General features: G+C 69.2%; 17 protein-coding genes. 3 read left to right on the plus strand and 14 right to left on the minus strand.

The annotated features are described in order from the left end of the window. Positions 1–47: 47 nt before the first annotated feature. Genes QSK31_RS38590 through QSK31_RS38615 form a run of 6 tightly spaced genes read right to left on the minus strand, consistent with a single transcriptional unit; the run spans position 48 to position 6,810 of the window. Positions 48–938: an LLM class flavin-dependent oxidoreductase gene (locus QSK31_RS38590; RefSeq protein ID WP_285689673.1), complete on the minus strand. Its 891-nt coding sequence runs from the start codon at positions 936–938 to the stop codon at positions 48–50. Continuing rightward, positions 935–2,332, minus strand: a complete 1,398-nt coding sequence (locus QSK31_RS38595; protein ID WP_285689674.1) for an FAD-binding oxidoreductase — start codon at positions 2,330–2,332, stop codon at positions 935–937. The genes QSK31_RS38590 and QSK31_RS38595 overlap by 4 nt, the downstream gene beginning before the upstream one ends. After that, positions 2,320–4,638 (minus strand): non-ribosomal peptide synthetase, encoded by a 2,319-nt coding sequence (locus tag QSK31_RS38600; protein WP_285689675.1) that lies wholly within the window; start codon positions 4,636–4,638, stop codon positions 2,320–2,322. The genes QSK31_RS38595 and QSK31_RS38600 overlap by 13 nt, the downstream gene beginning before the upstream one ends. Beyond that, on the minus strand, positions 4,635–5,567 hold the full coding sequence (locus QSK31_RS38605; protein ID WP_285689676.1) for a hypothetical protein: 933 nt from the start codon (positions 5,565–5,567) through the stop codon (positions 4,635–4,637). The genes QSK31_RS38600 and QSK31_RS38605 overlap by 4 nt, the downstream gene beginning before the upstream one ends. Before the next feature lie 45 nt (positions 5,568–5,612). Next, a complete protein-coding gene (locus tag QSK31_RS38610; protein ID WP_285689677.1) occupies positions 5,613–5,894 on the minus strand; it encodes a hypothetical protein in 282 nt (93 codons plus the stop codon). Beyond that, complete coding sequence (locus QSK31_RS38615; RefSeq protein WP_285689678.1) at positions 5,884–6,810, minus strand: chlorinating enzyme; 927 nt, start codon at positions 6,808–6,810, stop codon at positions 5,884–5,886. Before QSK31_RS38615 ends, QSK31_RS38610 begins: the two co-directional genes overlap by 11 nt. A gap of 128 nt (positions 6,811–6,938) precedes the next feature. Here QSK31_RS38615 and QSK31_RS38620 point away from each other — a divergent pair, with 128 nt between their 5' ends. Beyond that, complete coding sequence (locus QSK31_RS38620; RefSeq protein ID WP_285689679.1) at positions 6,939–8,438, plus strand: M1 family metallopeptidase; 1,500 nt, start codon at positions 6,939–6,941, stop codon at positions 8,436–8,438. Positions 8,439–8,493: 55 nt separating this feature from the next. Here the strand turns inward: QSK31_RS38620 and QSK31_RS38625 are convergent, their stop codons facing one another. After that, the gene (locus tag QSK31_RS38625) at positions 8,494–8,859 is read right to left on the minus strand and encodes a VOC family protein (protein ID WP_285689680.1); all 366 of its coding nucleotides are present in this window, start codon (positions 8,857–8,859) and stop codon (positions 8,494–8,496) included. Positions 8,860–8,981: 122 nt separating this feature from the next. Here QSK31_RS38625 and QSK31_RS38630 point away from each other — a divergent pair, with 122 nt between their 5' ends. Further along, entirely contained in the window at positions 8,982–10,835 is a 1,854-nt protein-coding gene (locus QSK31_RS38630; RefSeq protein WP_285689681.1) for a Xaa-Pro dipeptidyl-peptidase, read from the plus strand. Positions 10,836–10,854: 19 nt separating this feature from the next. Here QSK31_RS38630 and QSK31_RS38635 read toward each other — a convergent pair whose 3' ends face one another. The 6 genes from QSK31_RS38635 to QSK31_RS38660 form a co-directional block, all read right to left on the minus strand. Beyond that, a complete protein-coding gene (locus QSK31_RS38635; RefSeq protein ID WP_285689682.1) occupies positions 10,855–12,012 on the minus strand; it encodes a UDP-N-acetylglucosamine--N-acetylmuramyl-(pentapeptide) pyrophosphoryl-undecaprenol N-acetylglucosamine transferase in 1,158 nt (385 codons plus the stop codon). 228 nt (positions 12,013–12,240) lie between these two features. Beyond that, positions 12,241–13,233: a Gfo/Idh/MocA family protein gene (locus QSK31_RS38640; RefSeq protein ID WP_285689683.1), complete on the minus strand. Its 993-nt coding sequence runs from the start codon at positions 13,231–13,233 to the stop codon at positions 12,241–12,243. After that, positions 13,226–14,002 carry a ThuA domain-containing protein gene (locus QSK31_RS38645; RefSeq protein WP_285689684.1) on the minus strand — a complete coding sequence of 259 codons (777 nt, stop codon included), beginning with the start codon at positions 14,000–14,002 and terminating at the stop codon, positions 13,226–13,228. Before QSK31_RS38645 ends, QSK31_RS38640 begins: the two co-directional genes overlap by 8 nt. A 78-nt stretch (positions 14,003–14,080) precedes the next feature. Beyond that, positions 14,081–14,884 (minus strand): carbohydrate ABC transporter permease, encoded by an 804-nt coding sequence (locus QSK31_RS38650; RefSeq protein WP_285689685.1) that lies wholly within the window; start codon positions 14,882–14,884, stop codon positions 14,081–14,083. 8 nt (positions 14,885–14,892) lie between these two features. Next, the gene (locus QSK31_RS38655; protein WP_285689686.1) at positions 14,893–15,774 is read right to left on the minus strand and encodes a carbohydrate ABC transporter permease; all 882 of its coding nucleotides are present in this window, start codon (positions 15,772–15,774) and stop codon (positions 14,893–14,895) included. Next, positions 15,774–17,018 carry a sugar ABC transporter substrate-binding protein gene (locus QSK31_RS38660; protein ID WP_285689687.1) on the minus strand — a complete coding sequence of 415 codons (1,245 nt, stop codon included), beginning with the start codon at positions 17,016–17,018 and terminating at the stop codon, positions 15,774–15,776. The genes QSK31_RS38655 and QSK31_RS38660 overlap by 1 nt, the downstream gene beginning before the upstream one ends. 192 nt (positions 17,019–17,210) lie before the next feature. Between QSK31_RS38660 and QSK31_RS38665 the strand changes: the two genes are divergently transcribed. After that, positions 17,211–18,230 carry a LacI family DNA-binding transcriptional regulator gene (locus QSK31_RS38665; RefSeq protein ID WP_285689688.1) on the plus strand — a complete coding sequence of 340 codons (1,020 nt, stop codon included), beginning with the start codon at positions 17,211–17,213 and terminating at the stop codon, positions 18,228–18,230. Positions 18,231–18,234: 4 nt separating this feature from the next. Here QSK31_RS38665 and QSK31_RS38670 read toward each other — a convergent pair. Then, positions 18,235–19,892, minus strand: a 1,658-nt coding sequence (locus QSK31_RS38670; protein ID WP_285689689.1) for a transglycosylase domain-containing protein, incomplete at its 5' end; no start/stop codon positions are given.

A 19,892-nucleotide genomic window follows, 5' to 3' on the forward strand; every position in this document is an offset into this window, starting at 1 on the left:
TAACAGGGTCTTCTGAGACGGTAAGCGGCTCTCTTTTCGGCACGGAGTCACGTGATTCGGTGACGATCCAGGTCCTCGGCCACCTTCTCCAGGATCCCGACCTTTCCCGGAAATGGTTCGTCCGGCCGCGGCCATTGCACGACGACATCGGTGATGCCCGCCTCGGCGAACTTGCCCGCCGCGTCGGCGAACGCGTCCGGCGAGTCGAGGACGCCGCCCACGGTCGGCCCGCAGACCAGCAGCCGGGACACCGTCGCCGGGTCCCGGCCGACCTCCACGCAGATCTTCTCGAGCGCCTCCACCTGCTGCCGGAGGACCGGGAGCGCCTCGTCGTAGGGTGCGCTCGCGAACCGGTTGGGCTCGCCGGTGGTCACCCAGTACTCGCCGTGCTCGGCGACCAGGCGCATGCCCCGGGCGCCGGAGGCGGCGATCGCGAAGGGCACGCGCGGCTGCTGCCTGCACAGCGGGTACGAGTGGACCTCGTCGGCCAGGTAGTAGCGGCCGTCGAACGAGGTGACCGGCTGCCGAAGGAGCCGATCGGTGAGCCGCACGTACTCGGCGAACCGCTCGGTGCGCTCGCGCCGGCTCCAGTGGGTCCGGCGGGTCATGGTGGAGTCGAAGCCCTCGGCGCCGGAGCCCAGCCCGAGGATGAGCCGGCCGTCGGCGATGTCGTCGATGGCGGTGACATCCTTGGCCAGGGAGACCGGGTGCCGCAGGTTGGGCGAGGCGACCAGGACGCCGAGCCCGATGCGTTCGGTCTCCACCGCCGCGGCGGTCAGCGTCGGCACGGCGGTGAACCAGTCTTTCGCGCGGAACGCCCGCCAGTTCAGGTGGTCGTACGTCCAGGCGTGATCGAACCCCATCTGCTCGGTACGGCGCCACTTCTCCCGTGCCGCCGGCCACCGGTCCTCCGGGACGATCATGATGCCGAATCTCACGTGTCTCCCTCGTCCGGCGACCTCGGGTCGATGTTGAAGTTGAAGCGGTAGAGGTTCTCGGGATCCACGCGCCGCTTCAGGGCGACCAGGCGCTCCCACCGCCGCCTCCCGTACGCCGCCCGCACGTTCGGCGTGCCCTCGTCGTTGAGGAAGTTGACGTACTGGCCCACCGAGTGCGGCGCCATCGCGTCGCTGAAGTCGCGGACCCAGGCGACGTGCCGGTCCCGGTCGTCGCCGGGCTCCCAGGCGCCGAACATGTTGATGTTGTGCCCGGCCTCGCGGGATCCGAAGGCGGTGTCGTCGGCGGGCACCCGCCCGGCCGCCCCGCCGAGGTGATAGACCGGCACGGCGGCCAGCGGCGAGGTGATCCGGGACGCGTGCTCGACGATCGTCTCGATGACCGGGTCGGAGAGCCGGTCGAAGTCGACCGATCGCCAGTAGTAGTGCTTGCCGGCCGGGGACGTCTTGTCGACCCCTCGCTGGAAGTCCACGTAGGACATCGGGCCCACGGTGTCGAGCAACGGTCGACCGAACTCACGCAGCGGGCGGAGGAACGCGTTGCCGGCACCGGTCCAGCAGACGTTGATGGCGATGACCGGGGATCCGTGCAGACGCTCGGGGACGGCCGGGATCGGCGGGCACAACCGGAGGTTGAGGATGGTGCCCAGTTCGTCCGGAGCGTCCGCGATCACGTCGCGGTAGTGGCGCAGGACGGCCGGTGCGTCGTCCAGCCGATGAATGATCATCCCGGCCTGGACGGCCGCCCCCACCTCGTGCAGCCGCAGACCGAACCGCACGACGGCCCCGAAGTTGCCGCCCCCGCCGCGCAGACCCCACAGCAGTTCCGGGTCCTTCTCCGCGTCCACGGTCACGAGCCGGCCGTCGGCGGTCACCAGATCGGCCTCGGCCAGGTTGTCCACGGTGAATCCGCAGCGGCGCATCAGGTGACCGATGCCGCCGCCGAGGGTGAGGCCGCCGACCCCGGTCTCGCTGACGATGCCGCCGGTCGTGGCCAGGCCGTGCGCCTGGGTGGCAGGGTCGACGTCCTGCCACAGCGCGCCGCCCCGCACGTGCGCCAGGCGGCGTTCCGGGTCCACCGTGACCGCCCGCATCCGGGACAGGTCGACGACCAGGCCGTCGTCGCACAGCCCCTGCCCGGCCACGCTGTGGCCGCCGCCCCGCACCGCGATGGGCAGTCCGCGCTCGGCGGCGAAGGTGACGGCCGCGGAGACGTCGGCCGGGTCCGCGCACCGGACGATCAGCGGGGGATGCTTGTCGATGTCGCCGTTCCAGACCCGGCGGGCCTGGTCGTACCGTCGGTCCGACGGGGTGATCAGTTCGCCGCGCAGGGCGCCGGCCAGCTTGTCGGTGTCGCCGGTCGTCAGCGTGTCCACGGCCGTCCTCCGGTTGTCGTGCCGCGGATCGTCGCGGCCACGTCGCGTACCGTTCCGTTGAGCAGCTCGGTCATGTCCGGCGCGGCCCGCAGGCTGGCCTGGCACTCGTCGCGCAGGCGGAAGGTGAGCAGCGAGTGGCCGCCCAGCTGGACGAAGGTGTCCAGCACGCTGATCGGCGAGCGGCCCAGCACCCGGCCGTAGATGTCGGCCAGGGTCGCCTCCAGCTCGTCGGCCGGTGGCACGAAGGTGTGCTCGCGCTCGGCCAGCTCCTGCCAGATCTTGATCAGCTCGTTCTGATCGATCTTCCCGTTCACCGTCGCCGGGAGGTAGTCGACCGGCACGACCCGGTCGGGCCGCATCTGCCGGGGCAGCCCGGAGGCCAGCTCGAGGATCGACTCGGGGTCCAGCTCGGCGGCGGTGCGGCCGGGGGCCGGCACGGCGAAGGCGAGCAGCCGCAGCGGTTCTCCGTGGGCGATCACCGCGCAGTCGCCGACCGCGGGGTGCGCGGTCAGCACCGACTCGATCTCGCCCGGTTCGATGCGCAGACCCCGGATCTTGACCTGCCGGTCGATCCGGCCGAGGTGCTCCAGCGCGCCGTCCTCGCGGAACCGGCAGAGGTCGCCGGTGCGGTACATCCGCGACCCGGGTGGACCGTACGGGTCCGCGACGAACCGTTCCGCGGTCCGGCCCGGCTGCCGCCAGTACCCGTCGGCCAGGCCGACGTCGCCGCTGATGTACGCCTCGCCGGGGGCGCCCACCGGCACCAGGTCGAGGTTCGCGTCGAGCACGGTGATCCGGAAGTTGTCGGCGGGCCGGCCCACCGGAACGGTCACGCCGTCCCAGCCGGGTTCCACGACGTTGTCGGTGACCGGTCCGGCCTCGGTCGGTCCGAAGGCGTTGACCAGGCTGGTCCCGGGCAGTGCGGCGTGGAACGTGCCGGGGATCCGCGTACTCATCGGCTCCCCGCCGCAGACCACCCACCGCAGCGCCGCACCGCGGGCTTCCTCCAGGAAGGCCGTCACCATCGTCGGCACCAGGAAGACCATCGAGACGTCGTGCTCGCGGGCCAGCCGGGCCAGGTGGCGCGGGTCGCGCTCGGCGCCGGGACGGCAGATCACCAGGCGCGCGCCGTGGTAGAGCGGCCAGAAGATCTCCCAGATCGAGATGTCGAATCCGGGGGAGGCCTTGAACAGGGCGGCGTCCTGGGCGTGGAACGGGTACTGGCGTTGCATCCAGAAGATGTTGGCCAGCGTGCCGCCGGTGGCGGAGGCCACGCCCTTGGGCCGGCCGGTCGTCCCCGACGTGTAGAGGATGTGGACCAGCGACGACGCGGTGCCCTCGACGACCGGGTTCGTGGCCGGCCGGAGCGACCACGCCCGCTCGTCGTGCACGTCGTGGACGTCCCAGGCGCCGTCCGGGATGCGAGCCCGGCAGGCCGGGTCGGTCAGCACGTGCCGGGGCGTGGAGTCGGCCAGGATGAAGGCGATCCGCTGGTCCGGCAGGTCGGCGTCGAGGGGGACGTACGTGGCGCCGGTCTTGACGGCGGCATGGAGGGCGACGACCTGGTGGACACCGCGCTGCAGGCAGATGCCGATCCGGGTGCCCGGCCCGGCGCCCTGCTCACGGAGGTGGTGGGCCAGCCGGTTCGCGCGCTCGTTCAGCTCCCGGTAACTGACCGTGCCGCCGTCCTCGTCGAGCAGCGCGATCCGGTCGGGGGTGCGCTCCGCCTGTTCCTGGAACGGCTCCGCCATCGTGCGATAAGGGATCTCGGGGTCCCGGTGCGGGTTGAGGCCGTGCAGGATCCGTTCGCGTTCCTCGGCGCCGACCAGGGGATGGTCGGTCATCGGGGCGTCGGGTTCGCCGGCCAGGCCGGTCAGCAACTGCAGGAACGACCGGGCCCAGGCCTGCGCCGACGGGACGTCGGCGTCGTCGGTCATGGTCTCGGCGTACAGGTGCCGGCCGGCCCGGGCGATCAGGACGGTCACGGCGACCGGCTGGTCGCCGGCGGCGCCGGGCGCGACGGCGTGCCCGCCGGCGGGGGCCTGCCGGAGCGCCTCGCGAAAGCTGAGGGACGCGTCCGGCGTGCCGGCCGCCGGCACGATCGCCTCGACCGCGCCCCGGGTGACCCGGACGCGGCATCCGGTGCCCGGGCGGGGCAGCCGCTCGGCCAGCACGCCGGCGCAGATCGACAGCGTGGCGAAGTCGTCGGCCCCGGCCGCCGCGGCGAGCTGGTGCAGGGTGCCCATCACACCGTCGGGCAGGGTGATCGGGCCTACGCAGTCCGTGGTCGACAGGTACCCCGTCACCGCGCGCTCCCCTCGAGGAGCCCGCAGGCGTAGAACCCGGGCGCCAGTGACTGCGCGAGGTACTTCTCCCCGGCCCGGACACCTGATCGCTCGTGGTAGTCGATCAGGTTGATCATCCAGTCGGCGTTCCCGCAGTGCCCGTACTCGGCGAGGGTGCCGGCGAAGTGCAGCTTGTCCGGCGGCAGACCGACCGACGTCGCGTTGAACACGGTCAGGGGCTTGTGCAGGTTGGCCGCGAACACCTTGGTCAGCTCGGCCGGCCGATGACCGCCGGAGCGGAACACGGCGGACAGCGTCCGGTCGGCGACGTTCTTCCGCGAGATGAAGGTGTCGTTGCCCCGCAGTCCCGCCGGATCCGTCTTGACCGCGGACGAGAGCAGCCGCAGCAGGCCCGGATCGTCGCGGGTCAGCACGCAGCTGACGGCCGCGTCACCGAACATGGCGTACGACCGGACGCGATCGCGGTCCTCCGGCACGAAGTCCAGGGCGACCACCACCACGTGTGTCACGTCCGGATCGGCGAACAGCCGCTCGCCGTGCTGCAACGCGGTCAGCGAACTGCAGCACCGCTGGTAGGAAACGAGGTGCGGTACGCAGGTGTCCATGCCGAGGGCCAGGAGCACGTCGCCCGCGAAGCCGGACGGCAGCAGCGCGAGGGTCGGGTCGCTGGTCGCGAACACGAGATGGCCGACGTCCGCGGGCGTGGTGCCGGCGTCCCGCAGACTCCGGCGCACGGCTTCCACGACGTAGTCCAGCGCGGGGCCCGACATCTTCCGGTACGTCGTACATCCCATCTCGGCGAAGTCGGTGCCGAACGACACCGTCTCCCAGAGGGTCTCGAAATCAGGGATGTTCTCCGGCTTGCACACCACGTCGCCGAAGACGGACGCGAACGAGCCGATGCCGATGACTTTGTGATCCGAATTCATGGTTCCTTCGATCGGCTGAGGACGAGGAAATGGCGGGCCCGGCGCTCAGGACCGGGCGGGCTCGGCCGCTGTCGCATCGATGTCGCGCAGCACCGAGGCGATGCCGTCGACGTCGTTGAGCCGCAGGACCCACTCCGGCTGCAGGGTGACGCTGCCGTCCGTGTACTTCTTGATGTAGTTCATCAACACGATGATCATGTTGAGCGAGCTGATCCCCAGCTCGTCACGCGTCTGCGCCCGCACGATCTGTTCGTGCCCGAGCTCGGCGCCGATGGGCTGGGTGACGAGGAAGTCGGCGAACTTCTGCCGGTAGTCGTCAGTGGCCATGGGTCTCGACCTTCGGGAACGGGAAGCCGTTGAGGTTGTTCGCGTGGATCCGGTTGTGGCCGTACTTGTCCTCGCCGGACACCAGGACACTGCCGTGGTAGTCCAGGCTGATCGCGTCGCCGAACCCGCTGAGGCTGTCGATGTGCTCGTAGACCCGGACCGACGGCGAGACGTAGCGCGACGCCAGACCCAGGCGCTTGTCCGGGCTCGTGTTCGGGTACGAGCCGTGGATGCACTTGGCCAGGAAGATGACGAACTGCCCGGCCTTCATCGGCATGTCGACGATCTCGTGCTTGTCGGGATCCCAGTCCTGGTCGAGCTTCAGCTCCGAGTAGTCGTAGCCGAAGAAGTCGTGCGACTTGCTCTCCACGTTGCGCGACATCGGCTTCGTCTCGTCGTAGTACCACTGCTTGTGGCTTCCCGGCAGGAACCGGAGGCAGCCGTGCGCCTCGTCGGCGTCGGAGAACGCCGTCCAGACGGTCAGCTCCTGCGTGGTCGCCGTGGACTCCTCGGTGTACCGCAGCGACGGATATGCCACGGTCTCCGACTCGAAGACGGTGAACGCCTCGACCTGGTGCCAGCCCGTACCCGCCTCGCCCGGCTGCTTCTCGAAGATGTTCGTCTTCCAGCAGATGATGTCGTCGCCCATCAGACTGCGGAGCTTGTGCACGATCGTCGGGTGCGCGATGTGCTTCGACAGCGCGTTGCAGTCGAGATGACGGTCGTAATTGATGATGGTCGACTCGTGCGGCTTGTTCTCGGACGTGACCATCTCGATCATGGCCTGACTCCACTCGAGCCGGGCCTCGTCTTCGGAGTAGAGATCGAACGGCCCGAGGAACCCGTTCTCCTGGAAGGACTTCACCTGCTCCGGGGTCAGTCCTTGGGTCACCGTTCCGTTGGCGCTCTCAGCCACTTTGATTCCTTTCGCTGATGGTGCCCGGGGCCTATCAGGCTCACCGTATGCGGGCTCGGAGGGAGGCGTCTTGTCACCGGAACCAGGGTCCGCTGACCGGATCCGCCGCGGACGTAACGTCGTTTTCCATGAACAACTTCATCGGCAGACGTATCGATGTCTTGCTGGCGGGCGGCGTGGCCGCGCTCGTCGGCATGGTGGGGGTGGTGACTCCGGCTTCCGCCGCCGGCGCCGCCCCGTCACCCGGTTCCGCGGGCCTCGGTGACCGGCTGTATCCGTTGCTGGGCAACGGTGGTTACGACGTGCAGGATTACGACTTGCGGGTGCTGCATCCGCGAAAGGATCCGAAGCAGACGGTCACCGGCACGGTGACGATCACCGCGGTCGCCACCCAGAGTCTTTCGCGGTTCGACCTGGATTTCGGCGGAGAGTCGGTCGGCGCGGTGACGGTCGACGGCAAGGCCGCGGGTTTCACCCGCGAAGGCGACGAACTGGTCGTCACGCCCAAGCGCACCCTGCGCAAGAGCGCGCGTTTCCAGGTCACCGTCAGCGATTTCACGGCGACTCCGATCCCGGCCAACGCCGAGACCCCGGCCGGGTTCGTGACCACGGCCGACGGCACGATCATGGCCGGTCAGCCGGACCAGTCGCACCAGTTCTTCCCGAGCAACGATCACCCCAGCGACATGGCTACCTACACGATCTCGTTGACCGCGCCGACGGGCTGGACGGCGGTCGCGAACGGCCGGCACGTGCGCGACCGGACCCGGGACGGCTACGTCACCTCGGTCTACCGGGAATCGAAGCCGATGGCCAGCGAACTGCTGCAGACCGCGGTGGGCGACTTCGTGGTGCACGAGCGCCCGGCGGCGTCCGGCGTGCCGATCCGTGACGTCGTCCCGCGCCGGCTCGCCGGCGATCTCCTGCCGAAGGCGGACGGCGAGCGCTCACAGATGAGCTGGATGATCGGCAAGGTGGGCCGGTACCCGTTCGAGAACTACGGCTCGCTGGTGATCGACTCCCAGCTGGGCTTCGCGCTGGAGACCCAGTCCCTGTCGCTGTACGACACGTCGTTGTTCTCCAGGCCGGCGTACATCCGCGATCCGGTGATGGTGCACGAGCTGGCTCACATGTGGTTCGGCGACAGCGTCGCTCCGGCGTCGTGGAGTGACGTCTGGCAGAACGAGGGCCACGCGACCTGGTACGAGCTGGAGTACGCGGAGGAGACCGGCGTCTTCGGTCAGTACAGGCAGGGATTCGCGAACCGCGAGGAGTACTTCAGGGACGTGTACGCGCGCAACGACGACTTCCGCGAGAGGTTCGGCCCGCCCGCGCGTCCGTTGAAGGCCGAGGTCATCTGGGATGTGTTCAACCCCAACGTGTACGACGGGGGAGCGCTCGTCCTCTACGCCCTGCGGCAGAAGATCGGCGGGCCGGCGTTCCAGCGGCTCGAGCGGGCCTGGGTGTCGGTGAACCGGGGCCGGTCGGCCTCGACGCAGGACTTCATCGCGCTCGCGTCCCGGATCTCGGGCCGGGACCTCCGGGGCTTCCTCAACGAGTGGCTCTACGGAGCGACCACGCCGGCGATGCCCGGTCATCCCGATTGGACCGTCACGGCCCACCGCTGACCGGGCGGGCCTGAACCGCCCCGGGCTCGACGAGCCCGGGGCGGGTGACGTCGTCCTACGGCCAGGCCATGCAGAAGATGTGGCCGGCCGGATCGGCGTAGACCCGGAATCCGGTACGGGCACCCGGATCGTCCGCCGACTTCAGCAACCGCGCACCCAGCTTGATCGCCTTCTCGTGGGCGGCTTCCAGGTCCTCGAGGTAGAAGTCGAGATGGACCTGCTGCGACGACGCGCCGTCCGGCCACGTGGGCGGGACATAGCCGGGCGCCAGCTGGACGGCCAGGTGCCAGTCCCCGTCGGCCCAGACGTTGTGCCAGGTCTCCTTCTGCTCGACGGTGCCGTCCAGGAGCCCGGCCCAGAACGCGCTCTCCGCCTCGATGTCCGCTGCCTCGAACACAATCGTCCGGCGCTTGAAGTTCATCAGGCCACACCCTCTCCGTCCGCTCTGCATCGACCGTGTTCATTGTGGTCGGTCGCGCGGGCTCGCCGTGCCCCACGTTTTGGGGAGTCGCGAGCGCGATCACGCAAAACGATCATGGTGTGGTGAAGAGGACACGAACGCTCGCCGTCGCCGTCACCGTGGGGGTGGGTGCCACCCTGGCCGTCTTCGGCGCACCTTCCACACCTTCCTCTGCCGCCCCGATGCCCCATGTTCGTGACGGGCGAACGGTTCCCGTCTATTCGTACGAGAACGCGATCCGGGAGAGCGTCTGGGTGCGGACGACGTTCGACAACGACGAGGACGGCGTGCCGGACAAGGTCGCCGTCGACATCGTCCGGCCGCGGGAAACGGCCGCGAAGAAGCTCAAGGTTCCGGTGATCCTCGAGGCCTCGCCCTACTATTCCTGCTGCGGGCGCGGCAACGAGAGCGAGCGCAAGGAGTACGACGCGAACGGCGTCATCACCCGGCAGCCGCTGTTCTACGACAACTACTTCGTTCCGCGCGGATACGCGTTCGTCTCGGCGGATCTGCCCGGCACCAGCCGATCCACCGGCTGCCTGGACGTCTTCGGCCGCGAGGAGGTCCTCGGCGCCAAGGCGGTCGTCGACTGGCTCAACGGCCGGGCCCCCGCCACCTACGGCGACGGCACACCGGCCGTGGCCACCGGCTGGACCAGCGGGAAGACCGGCATGATCGGCAAGTCCTGGGACGGCACGATCGCCAACGGCGTGGCCGCGACCGGCGTCCGGGGCCTCGAGACGATCGTGCCGATCGCGGGAGCCTCCAGCACCTACGACTACGAGCGGTACAACGGGGTGGTCCGGGACTTCAACTACCGGGATTACCTGTTCGACGTGATCGACGGGCGACCGCCGGCGGCGTGCACGGCCCAGGAACGCCGGATCACCGAGGGCAACGACGACGCCACCGGCAACTACAACGCGTTCTGGGCGGAGCGCAACTTCCGGCTGGACGCGCGGCGGGTCCACGCCAGCGTGTTCATCGTGCACGGGCTCACCGACACGAACGTGACGACCAGCCAGTTCGCGCAATGGTGGAGCCGGCTGCGCGTACCCAGGAAGATCTGGCTCTCCCAGGGCGGCCACGTCGACCCGTTCGACGTGCGGCGCGCCGAATGGGTCGGCACGCTGCACCGGTGGTTCGACCGATGGCTGCAGGGGCTGGACAACGGGATCGACCGGGAGGCGCCGGTGACGATCGAGACGGCACCGGGCGCCTGGGTCGACGAGCGGTCCTGGCCGGCGGCCGCGGCCCGGCCGGTCAGGGTGACGCTGGGCAACGGGAACGGCGTGACGGGCACGCTGGGTGGGAAGTCCGGCCATGCTCTGCGTACGTGGACGGACGCGCCCGAGCTCACCGAGCCGGCCGCCGTGGCGAACCCGGACACCGCGGTTCCCGGCCGGGTCGCCTTCCTCTCCGAGCCGCTGAGCGAAGGTGTGCGCCTCTCCGGAACCCCGTCGGTGACGCTGCGGGTCAAGGTCGACAAGCCGACGACCGAGCTGACCGCCCGCCTGGTCGACTACGGCACGGCGACGCGGGTGAACGACCTCAACGGGGCCGGCGGCCTCGAGACGCTGGACACGGAATCATGCTGGGGCCCCGCGACCACGACCGACGACGCCTGCTACAAAGACGTCGCCGAGGACCTGGTCACCAGCGACCAGGCGATCCTCACCCGGGGCTGGCTGGACGCGGCCCATCACGAGTCCGTGTCGAGGGTGACGCCGCTGCGCCCCGACCGGTGGTACTCGGTGACCGTGCCCATCCAGGCCGTGGACCAGCGCCTGGCCGCGGGCCACCGGCTGGGCCTGATCCTCCAGGCCAGCGACACGGAGTATTCCTCGCCCCGGACCACCGGCGCGGTCGTCCAGCTCGACCTGAGGGGCAGCTCCCTGACGCTCCCGCTGGCCGGCCGCCTGCCGGCACCCCGCTGACGCCGGCGCCTCGGCGCGCTCAGCCCTTGACGGCGACGGCGATGATCTCGGTGACCACCCGGTCGGCGGCGTCCGGGCGGCCGTGCGCAGCCGCCGCCTGGGAAAGAGCGGCGTGCCGGCCGGGATCGGTCAGGACCATCTCGATGGCACCCCGGAGATGCTCCGGGGTGGCCTCGTCCCCGTCGAGCACGATCGCGGCGCCGTCGGCGGCCAGTGCCCGGGCGGTGACCCGCTGCTCACCCCCCGCGGAGTACGGGTAGGGGATCAGGATGCAGGCCTTGCCCAGCGCGGTGAGCTCGGCGACCGTGCCGGCCCCGCTGCGGGCGACCACGACGTCGGCGGCGGCGAGCAGGTCGGGCAACTCCCCGTGGATGAAGTCGACCACGTGGTAGCGCCCCTTCAGCTCGGGGGGCAGGCCCGCGGCGACCTCCTGCATCTCGGCCAGGCCGAGGCTGCCGCACTGGTGCACGATCTGGCAGTGGGGGAGCAGGCCGGGCAGCGCCGCGGTCAACATCCGGTTGATCTGCTGCGCTCCGGCCGCACCCCCGGTGACCAGCACGAACGGCAGCGCCGGGTCCACGCCGCTCCTCGTCGGGTCGCCGGCCAGGATCTCCGGCCGCACCGGGTTGCCGGTCACCACGGCCTTCGCGCGCAGGCGTTCCGACAGGTGGTTCAGGGACGACTCGTGGCTGAGCAGGACCCTGGTGGCGAACCGGGCCAGGATGCGGTTGGCCAGGCCGAGGCTGAGGGTCTGCTCGTGCAGCAGGTAGGGCACGCGGAACAGCCACGCGGCGAACCCGATCGGCACCGACACGTACCCGCCGGTGGAGAGCACGACCTGCGGGCGGGCCCGGCCGACGGTGGCCACCGCCTGCAGCACGCCGAACGGGATCCGGAACGCGTCGACCACGTTGCGCAGCAGCTCACGGGGGTTCGGCGTGCGGCGTAGCTTGCCCGTCACGATCGCCTTGAACGGAACCCCGGCCTGGGTGGCGACCTTCGCCTCCAGCCCGTCGCGTACGCCGACCCAGAGCAGCTCGGGCTCGGCGCCGGTCGGGGCGAGCCGGGCCCGCAACGTCTCGATCGTGGTCAGGGCCGGATAGGTGTGACCACCGGTGCCGCCGCCCGTCACGATCAGGCGGAGGCGGCTCAGATGCTGGGCGCTGTACAGAGTCATTTGTGAAGAGCTTCGCAGATCATGCCGACCGCCTCGCGCACGAGGGGCGGGACAGGTTCCTCTTTATGCGGTTGGTAACGGCTCCATCGCTGCCAGTTTCGTGATCGTCTTCCGCAACGCCAACGACGCGACCCGCGTGTATGCGCGCGACCATCCGTCGGCGGCCGAGTTCCGGACGAGGGGCGTGCGAACCCCGGAGTTCTGAGGCCCACACGATCCCGGCGGCGCCTAAGGGCTGAGGACCTCGGCGATGGTCACGGTCCGCTTCTCGGCGGAGGAGCGGACCGCGGCCTCGACCATGGCCAGGCTGACGATGTTGCGGGCCGCGGCCGAGTCCGGCCGGGTGCCCGCGCGCACGCAGTGGACGAACTCCGCCAGGGAGCCCGCGATGCTCTCCGGCTCGGCGCCGACCTCGTCTTTCAGGGCGGTGCCGTCGGTCAGCTCGGCGGCCGGCGGGCCGGCGCCGTCCCAGGTCGCGGTGCCCTCGGCGCCGACGACACGCCACGACCCGTTCCAGGAGGTCTCCAGGCCGGGCGCGCACCAGCTGCCGCTGAAGGTGAACCGGCTGCGGTCGGCGAGGACGAAGCTCGCCTCGGCGGCGGCGTTGCCGGCGAACCAGCTCCACGGCGGGTTGTAGCTGTCACAGCTCACCGACACCGGGTCGGCGCCGGTCAGCAGGCGAGCCAGGTCGAACTGATGTATCGCCATGTCGACCAGCAACGGCTCGGCCATCTCCTCACGGAACCCGCCGAAGTGCGGCGCCTTGAAGAACTGGCAGTTCACCGTGCTGATGGCGCCGATCCGGGCGATCAGCCGGCGGAACGCGGCGAGTTCGGGGGAGTAGCGGCGGGACTGCGAGACCATCAGCAGCCGCCCGGTCCGTTCGGCCGCCTCGACCATCGCCCGGGCCTCCTCGACCGTGGGCGCGATCGGCTTCTCGCAGAGCACCGGCAGCCCGGCCTCGAGCGCTTCGACCGTGGTGGGCCGGTGCGCCTCGGGGATCGTCACGTTGATCATGGCGTGCGGGCGGGCCCGGGTGAGGACCGCGGCCAGATCGTCACCGGTGACCACGCCGGGGTCGCCCGCGGCCGTGCGGGCGAGCTCGGCGTCCAGGTCGACGAGCCCGGCCAGCTCGACGTCGGGGTTGGCCCGGATCGCGTCGAGCCAGGCCCGGCCCATCGAGCCGGCGCCGACCTGCAGCAGCCGCAGACGATCAGTCACCGATGGGCCCGGTGTAGCCGTGGCCGGTGAAGAACTCGCCGGTGTTGTAGCGCAGCAGGATCGGGACCTTGCGCTCCGGCAGGTCGGTGCGGGCCCACTGGACGCCGTTGGCGATCACCCGGCGGATGTCCTTGTGGTGGTACACCGGGTAGTCCTGGTCGCCGGGGGAGAAGAAGAAGATCTTGCTGTGGCCGCGGCGGAACGTGCAGCCGGAGCGGAACACCTCGCCGCCGCTGAAGGTGGACAGGAAGATCAGCTCGTCCGGGGCCGGGATGTCGAAGTACTCGCCGTACATCTCCTGCTGCTCGATGACGATCGGGTGGGGCACGCCCTGAGCGATCGGATGCGTCGGGTTGACCGTCCACACCAGCTCGCGATCCTGCTCGCTGCGCCAGCGCAAGGTGCACGTCGTACCCATCAGCTTGCCGAAGATCTTGGACCAGTGCCCCGAGTGCAGGACCAGCAGGCCCATTCCCGACAGCACGTGCTGGTGGACACGTTCCACGATCTCGTCGTCCACCTCGCCGTGCGCGGCGTGCCCCCACCAGACCAGCACGTCGGTGTCGTCCAGCACGTCCTTGGTGAGCCCGTGCTCCGGCTCGTCCAGCGTCGTGGTGGTCACCCGCGCGCCGTCGCCCAGGTTCTCCCGGATGCCCGCGGCGATCGTGGCGTGCATGCCGTCCGGGTAGATCTCCCGGACGTGCGGCTCGACCTGCTCGTGGCGGTTCTCGCCCCAGACGAGGACTCGCAGGGTCTCCTTGTTGGTCACGGCCGGCCCTTCTCGTTGTAGTGGTGGGCCCGGGCGGTGTTCGCCGCGCGGATGGCGCGCTGAGCTACCACTGGTTTGTCACTTGACCGCGCCGCCGGTGGCGCCGGCGGCGATGTACCTCTGAGCGATGACCAGCAGGATGATCGCCGGGATGGAGGCGAGCATCGCGGTGGCCATGACCGCGTTCCATTGCGAGACGTTGACGCCGAGATAGGTGAAGATGCCGAGGGTGACCGGGGTGATCTGGCCCTTGGTCGACATGGTCAGCGCGAACAGGAAGTCGCTCCAGGCGAACAGGAACGCGAACAGGCCGACCGTGATCAGCGAGTTGCGGCTGATCGGCATCACGATGGACACGAACGAGCGCATCAGCCCGGCGCCGTCGACCCGCGCCGCCTCGACGATCGACGACGGGATGCTCATCATGAACGACCGCATGATGAGGATGCCGAACGGGATCGCGTTGGCGGTGTTCGCGATGATCAGCCCGGGGATGCTGTTCAGCAGCCCGATGCTCTCGAACAGGGTGTAGAGCGCGTTGGCGATCACGATGCCCGGGATCATCTGGCAGATCAGGATCGTCAGCAGGCCCCAGTTGATCCACCGGAAGCGGAACTGGGCCAGGGCGTACGCCGCGGGCGCTGCGATCACCAGGGTGACCACCACCGTGCCGGAGGCCACCAGGAGGCTGGTGACCAGGTTCTGTCCCTGGTCGTGGATCGCCGTGACGTACCCGTCGAGGGTGGGGTTGCTCGGGAACAGCGACTCGGGCAGCGTCCCGCCGTTGGGCAGCAGCGAGATGTTCAGCATCCAGTAGACCGGGAAGAGCATCAGGGCGAGCAGCACGATCGCGATCGCGGTGCGGAGCCGTTGCTTGACCATCACGCCCCCTACTCGTCGATCCGGCGTCGGTTGACGCGCAGGTAGACGACCGCGAAGACCAGCGAGATCACGATCAGGATGTTGCTGAGCGCGGCGCCCTGGCCGAACTTGAACTGCACGAACGAGTGCTGGTACGACTGCAGCGCGATCGTCTGGGTGGCGTCGGCCGGCCCGCCCTTGGTCAGGCCGAGGATGATGTCCAGCACCTTGAGCGTGTAGATCACGCCCAGCATCAGCGTGATGCTGACCACCGCCCGCAGCTGCGGCCAGGTGATGTACCAGAAGGCCTTCCAGCCGTTCGCGCCGTCCAGCGCTCCCGCCTCGTACAGCTCGTCCGGGATGTCCTGCAGGCCGCTGTAGAGCAGGGTCAGGTTGAACGGGATGCCCAGCCAGATGTTCACCAGGATGACCGCGATCAGGGCCACGTCCGGCGAGGTGAGCCAGGGGATCGGGGTGTCGATGATCCCGAGGTTCCGCAGCATCACGTTGACGATGCCGCTGTCCTGTTCCAGGATCGCCCGCCAGGCCGCACTGCCGACAATCAACGGCAAGAGCCAGGGTAGGAGAAACAATGCCCGGAGTACGCCGTTCAGCGGGAAGTTCTTCTTGAAGAACAGCGCCAGCAGCATGCCGATGACGAACTGTCCGACGATCGAGCCCACCGTGAACAGGGCGGTGTTCAGCACGGCCTTGCCGAACACGTTCTCGTTCATGACGGTGACGTAGTTGTCCAGCCCGATCCAGTCGGCCCGGCCGGTGAAGAACGTCCGCAGGCCGTAGTCCTGGAAGCTCATCACCGCGTTCTTGACGACCGGGTAGCCGAACAGGAACACGATCGCCAAGGCGGCTGGTACGACGAACAGAACCTTGGCGATCGCCTCCTTGCGCATCAGCTCGCGCCCGCCTTGGCCATCGCGTCGGCCGGGGCGGCCTGCCCCGTCAGCACCTGCTGCATGCCGGTGTAGATGATCTTCGCCTGGTCCGGCCACTTGTCACCGAGCTTGCCGGTGCGCGACCGCGCGTTGGCAACCGGCTCGACGAAGCCGACCATGGTGGGGTTCTCGGCCTTGTACTTGTCGGCCAGCGCCAGCTTGGTCGGCACGATGCCGCCCTCCTTGGCCCGCTTGAGCTGGTTCTCGTCGGTGTTCATGCAGGCGACGAGCTCGGCCGCCTTCTTCATCTTGGCCTCGCTGGAGGTCAGCGGGACGGTCCACGCCTCACCGCCGAGCGGCGCGGTCGAGGTCTGCCCGGCCTGGTTGACCGGGAACGGCACCACGCCGTAGTTGATCTTCGCCTTGACCAGGTTCGGGGTCTGCCACGGGCCGTTCAGCATCATCGCCGCCTTCTTGGCGATGAACTGGTCGTTGACGTCGGCCTGGCTCCAGTTGATGACGCTCTTGGAGGCCGAGCCGGAATCGACCAGGTCCTTCCAGAGCTGCAGCGCCTGGGCCACCTGCGGGCTTTTGAGCTGGGTCTCGTCGCCGCCGTTGGTCCACATCGGCGGCAGGAACTGCCAGGCGCCCTCGTAGTCGGCGGTGGCGTTGAAGGCGAAGCCGTACTGGCTGCCCTTGGTCAGCTTCTTGGCCGCGGTCTTGAGCTCGTCCCAGGTCTTGGGCGGCTCGACGCCGGCGGCGCTGAGGATGTCCTTGTTGTAGTAGATCGCGATGGTGTTGGCGCCGGGCTGCAGCGCGTACAGCTTGTCCTGGTAGGTGGCCGCGGCGACCGGGCCCTTCGCAAACCCGTCGGCGTTGAGGCCGAAGTCGGAGAGCGGCGCCAGCGCGCCGGTGGCGGCGATCTGCTGGATGTCGGGGTTGTCGAGCATCAGCACGTCCGGCATCGTCTTCGAGGACGCCTGCTGGAGCACCTTCTGGATCAGGGTCGGGCCGGGCACCGACTGGTGGTCGACCTTGGCGACGCCGATCGAGGTGCCGCACGCGGAGAGCATGTCGCCGATCTGCGTCTTGGCGGGCTCGTCGTTGTAGTAGTCGAGCACGGTGAGGCTGTCGACCGCGGCCGACGCGTCACCGCCGCCGTCTTCGTCCGAGCCGCTGCAGGCGGCCAGGGCCAGGGGTACGAGGACCGCCAGCGCGGCCGTGGCCCCGAGGCGTTTCCTGTTCTTATTGCCGTGAGACATGACAACCGTTTCCTCTGCTGGTGAACCGGATAACCGATCGGCCCCGCCGTTCTCTTTTTGGTGACGTTCTGGCTGCCGGTGAGTGGTGAACCGGATCACCAGTACGACGGAGTGTGGCGCGTCACATTCCCGCGTGTCAAGGCTCTGGACGATGCCTTGGTTAACCGGATCACCGCTGCGTATGCTCACCGCATGGCGGCGACCATCAGGGATGTGGCACGGGCTGCGGGCGTATCGCCGGCGACCGTGTCGTACTACCTGAACGACACCAAGCCGCTGACCGCAGAGACCGGCCGGCGCATCGAGAAGGCGATGGCTGACCTCCAGTTCCGCCGCAACCCGGTCGCCCGCGCCCTGGCCAGCCGCCGGTCGAGGATCATCGCCCTGGCCTACCCGTTCGGCGTCGGCCACGAGTCCTACTCCGCCCGGCAGTTCATCGTCGGCGCCGCCCGGGCCGCCGCCGCCCTGGACTACAACCTCGTGGTGTGGCCGGTCGAGGACGACGGCCTGGAGCTGGCGAAACTGGCCGAGCAGGGTCTGGTCGACGGTGTCCTGCTGATGGACGTCCGCGACGACGACCCGCGCGTCGACGCCCTCGCCAAGATCGGCGTTCCCGCCGCCCTGATCGGCCGCACCGGCGACGCCGTCACGCTGCCGTACGTCGACATCGACTTCGACGCGTCGGTGCGGCTGGCCGCCGACCACCTGCTCGACCTGGGACACCGCCGCATCGTGCTGGTCAACGGCGATCCCGACCAGGGCAACCTGCACGGGTACGGGCCCTACTACCGCACCGAGGGGGCGTACCGGAATCTCATGGGTGAGTGGGGCCTGGAGCCGGCGGTGATGCTCTGCGGCCAGACCGTCGTCGCCGGCCGGGCCGCGGCCGGCCGGCTGCTGGCGGATTTCCCCGACGCGACCGCCGTCATCGTGATGAACGAGCTGCCGGCGCCCGGCTTGACCGCCGAGCTGATCCACCGCGGCCGGTCCGTCCCCGCCGACATCTCGGTGATGTCCCTCTACAGCACGGTCAACGTGGCCGCGATGTCCACGCCGAACCTGACCACGGTCACCACCCCCGGCACCGAGCTGGGCGCCCTCGGCGTCGAGGCGCTCCTCAAGCACCTGGGCGGCTTCCCAGTCCCGCCGGTCCTGGTCACCGGCCGCCTCGTGATCGGCGCGTCGACCGGACCGCGGGCAGACGCAGCTTGAGGGCTTACTCCTCGCCGTTCTCCTGACCGTCGCCCTGATCGGTGTCGTCCGGTGGCTGCTCCTGGTCCCCGCCGGACTGGTCGCCCTCGTTCTGGTCGCCCTCGTTCTCGTCCGAGTTCGTCGGAGGGTTCTGGCCGCCAGGGTTCTGGCCACCCTCGTTCTGGCCACCGGTCGGGCCGTCCTCGCAGAATTCGGCGCCCAGAAGCTCGCACCCGGGGTTCTTGGGCTTCTCCGGCGGCTTGCCGTTGCCCTTGCCCGGGTCGCCGATCTCGACGTTCGGCGGGAAATCGTCCTTCTTCGCGTCCAGTGCCTTGTTGGCGAGGTCCATGAAGACCTTCCAGGTTTCCCCCGGAACCGAGCCGCCGGTCATGCCCTTCCTGCCCTTCGGCGTCGAGTAGATGGGCAGGAGCTGCATCTTGTCCTTGACGACCTTCTCCCTGCCGATCCAGACCGACGCGGCGAGGTGCGGGGTGCCGCCGACGAACCAGGCGTCACCGTTCTCGCCGTTGTCGCCGTTCTTGTACTCCCACGTGCCGGACTTGCCGATAGCGTCGTAGCCGTTCTTCAACGACTTGTCGTTCGCTCCCGGGATCTTCTGCAGCACGTGATCGATCGCCGCGACGACGTTCTCGTCGAAGGCCTGCTTCTTCTGGACCTTCTCGGCCTTGTACGCCTTGAACTTGCCGGTCGCGTTGTCGCGCTTCTGCACCGACTTGACGAAGTGCGCCTTGTAGCTGACGCCCTTGTTCGCCAGCGTCGCCACGCCGTTCGCGTGGTCGAGCGGTGTGATCGCGTACTGGCCGTACCCGATCTCGTTGCCGAGCTGCGCCTTCAGCTTCTCCTTGTCGGTGACCTTGTTCAGGTCGATGCGGCCTTCCTGGCCGGAGATGAAGTTGATGCCGGCCTTGTGCGCCGCCTCGGCCACCTTGTCCGAACCGAGGTCCGCGGCCAGGTGGTAGAAGGGGAAGTTGTACGACTGGACGGTTGCCACGTCCAGCGGGCACCGCCGCTTGTCACAGGTCAGCTTCGTACGGCCGGAATTGCTGATCTTGCTGCCGTCGATCTTCTTCAGCTCGGCGTCCCAGGTCGTGCGGAAGCTGTAGCCGGCACTCAGTGCGGCGAGCAGCGTGTAGATCTTGAAAGACGAGCCCGGCGGCCGGCCACCGCCGATGAAGTCGCCGGTGTCGTTGTAGTTCGGGCCGGCGTAGTCCCAGCCGACACCGTCCGGGCCGCCGTAGTAGGCGAGCACGCGGCCGGTCTCCGGGTCCACCGCGACCAGGGCCGTCTTGTACGTCTTGTCGAACTTGTTCAGCGGCGAGTCGTCGTTCGCCCGGTTCGCGGCGGTCTCGGCCGCCTTCTGCACCTCAGGATCGATCGTCGTGGTGATCCGCAGACCACCCTTGGACTGCTCCTCGTCGGAAATGCCCAACGCCCGGAGCTCGGCCTTGACGTATTTGATGATCTTGCCGGTCGCGGCCTTGCTGCTGCAGTCCGTCCGGCACTTGTTCGGGTCGAACTTCTGGACCGGCGGGTAGGCGGCCGGCATGTCGGCCGGTTTGATCCAGCCCTTCTCGACCATGTTGTTCAGGGTGTACTGCCAGCGCTCCTGAGCGGCCGGCAGGTTGTTCTGCGGGTCGTAGCCGCGGTGGGTCGCGGACGGCT

It is taken from the genome of Actinoplanes sp. NBRC 103695, assembly GCF_030269485.1.
Lineage (GTDB): Bacteria > Actinomycetota > Actinomycetes > Mycobacteriales > Micromonosporaceae > Actinoplanes.